The 2462-nt window shown below is 39.5% G+C and carries 3 protein-coding genes; all 3 read left to right on the forward strand.

Annotated features, from left to right (window positions below):
• Positions 1 to 170 precede the first annotated feature (170 nt).
• The 3 genes from CWB60_RS19930 to CWB60_RS19940 all read left to right on the forward strand — a co-directional run bounded on the left by CWB60_RS19930 (position 171) and on the right by CWB60_RS19940 (position 2075).
• A complete protein-coding gene (locus CWB60_RS19930) occupies positions 171 to 914 on the forward strand; it encodes a ferredoxin--NADP reductase (RefSeq protein WP_138579585.1) in 744 nt (247 codons plus the stop codon).
• Between the two features lie 92 nt (positions 915 to 1006).
• Positions 1007 to 1738 carry a nuclear transport factor 2 family protein gene (locus CWB60_RS19935; RefSeq protein WP_029773547.1) on the forward strand — a complete coding sequence of 244 codons (732 nt, stop codon included), beginning with the start codon at positions 1007 to 1009 and terminating at the stop codon, positions 1736 to 1738.
• 16 nt (positions 1739 to 1754) lie between these two features.
• Complete coding sequence (locus CWB60_RS19940; RefSeq protein WP_004589283.1) at positions 1755 to 2075, forward strand: hypothetical protein; 321 nt, start codon at positions 1755 to 1757, stop codon at positions 2073 to 2075.
• The last annotated feature ends 387 nt before the right edge of the window (positions 2076 to 2462 follow it).

The raw sequence follows: 2462 nt of genomic DNA on the forward strand, positions 1-2462 counted from the left end.
ATAAAGCCGCTGCTACTCATCTTTTTAAACAAACCAATGTTACCCAAAGTAAAAGCACTATGTTTAAAAAGTCACTACACCCAGTGTCACTCTTACTAAGTTAATGCTAGTGTATAAATTACAACCATTTATTGTTTTTGTTGTTTAACCGTTAAGCTATGGAGTTGACTATGTCTAACTGGGTAGATGCAACCGTAAAAAAAGTAACATGGTGGAGCGATACACTTTTCAGCCTGGTAGTGAACGCAAGCGTAGAGCCATTTAAAGCAGGGCAGTTTACTAAGCTCTCGATTATGGAGGGCGATAAACGTATTGCTCGGGCATACTCTTATGTAAACGCGCCTAATAACCCCGATTTAGAATTTTACCTTATCAATGTAGAGGGCGGCTTATTATCGCCTAGATTGGCGCAATTAAAACCAGGCGACACTGTATTAATAGAGCAACGTGCCACAGGCTTTTTTACCTTAGACGAAATACCGCCAAGCGAGCAGTTATGGATGCTAAGTACAGGCACTGCAATAGGGCCGTTTTTATCTATTTTGCAGCAACAAGAGGTATGGCAAAAATACACACAGATTAATTTAGTGCACAGCGTACGTTTTAATGCCGATTTAAGCTATCAAAATCTAATACACTCCCTAATAAACGCACACCCTACACAACTTAACTACATTCCGGTTGTAAGCCGTGAGGAGCCACAACAAGGCCTAAAAGGGCGTATAACTACAGCAATTCAAAACGGCGAGCTATTTAGTAAAGCCTCTAAAACCCCAAGCCCGAGTAATTCGCAATTTATGATTTGCGGTAACCCACAAATGGTAAAAGACACCACACAGTTACTTTTAGACAAAAACTTTAAACGAAATCGTCGCAGAGACCCAGGGCACATAACGGTTGAGCAGTATTGGTAAAGTGTATAACAATCATTTAATTGCTACCCGAAAACGCTCAAATTTGTTATGTTGCAGCATTAACAGCGTTATATGTTCATATTAGGAAAGTTATGAAATCGTTATCTATTATTTTTGCCTCGCTTATTGCCACTGTTGCCCTGATCAGTTATGCAGCAGAGCAAACCGAAGAGACTCAAGAAGAGCAAAAAAGTACCGAGCAAGCGTCAAGCTCTACTCAAGCCAGCAATTCACCAACAAAAGCAAAAGATGAAAAGTTAAACACGCTTGAGTACCAAGCCCCAGAGCTTAAAACGCCAACAGTAGATACTACTAAACCTGACGACTCAAAAGTACTGGGTAGCGAAACCCCAAAACCGGTAGAAAAACCAAAAAACAAAGTAGAAAAAGCAGCAGCTGTGGCCGAGGCAGAAAAAGCGGTAACGCAAGCCAAAGAGGCATTAACCGCTAAGCAGCAAGCTAAAGCTAAACAATCTCGCGAGTCGCTTGCTGTTGTAGAGCAATTAGTAGAAGCCTATAACGCACGTAATATTGAACAATTTATTCGTATGTACGATGAAGATGTAGAGTTTTATATTTTTCCTAATGAGCTATTATTTAAAGGAAAAGAAAAACTAATAGCCCGTTATGGCTTAATGTTTAAAAAATTAAAGTGTATTAATAGCTCGCCAATAAAGCGTATTGTGCACGGCGACATAGTAATAGACCACGAACTATCAGAAACCTGTTCAACAGACGAAAACGTGGTAGATAAACGCTCTGAGTTAGTATCGAGCTACCAAATAAAAGACGGAAAAATAATCCGCGTATTATTTTTTAGATAATTATAAAAGGCATACTATGCAGTTAGCAGACGACAAAAAAATTCGCTTAATGTACCGCGTTGAGCCAGGGTGTTTAGGGCCGCAGGGCGCAGATCACATAGAAGACTTTTGTCGTTATGCTAATAAGCATATTAAATCACCTTATTACGGGCAATTTTTGTTTTTACCACGTTTTGACAAACAAAAAGATGAGCGTCAATACAGCGTAAAAAACCGCAACCTATCGCGAGTGCAAGCCAAGGCCTATTTAAACCATTTTGAAATTGATATAGATACCTTCGAAGAGCAACTCGACGAACTCCTCACCAAAGCTATCGATTTATACTTTAAACGATAATTATAAACGCCTGAATACAAGTTTTACCCTGTAGCTAATTTTGCCTGTATACGCCTAGTTTGCTCACCTTAGAAGCGCAGCTTCTCACTAATTGCACCACAGAAGGCATTTCGCGCTACACAGAGAAAACAGGCATTGGTGAGTTACTTCTTTGTGGTGAGATAATCATTTTTAAACAAAAGCAGTGCGCGTCTAACACTAAATTCAAATACTGTTTTGTAGGCCGAATTCTTACTTATGTGATCATTTATTAAATCACTTATTCTCTAGCTCTAAAAGCGCAGCGTCTCTTAACCTCTTTGTGAATAATTGGCTTAACTTGTTTTTCACCACAGAGGCGCTTCGCGCTACACAGAGAAAACACAGGTATTGGTGATTTATTTCTCC

The sequence above is a fragment of the Pseudoalteromonas sp. S327 genome (assembly GCF_005886415.1).
Taxonomy (GTDB): domain Bacteria; phylum Pseudomonadota; class Gammaproteobacteria; order Enterobacterales; family Alteromonadaceae; genus Pseudoalteromonas; species Pseudoalteromonas atlantica.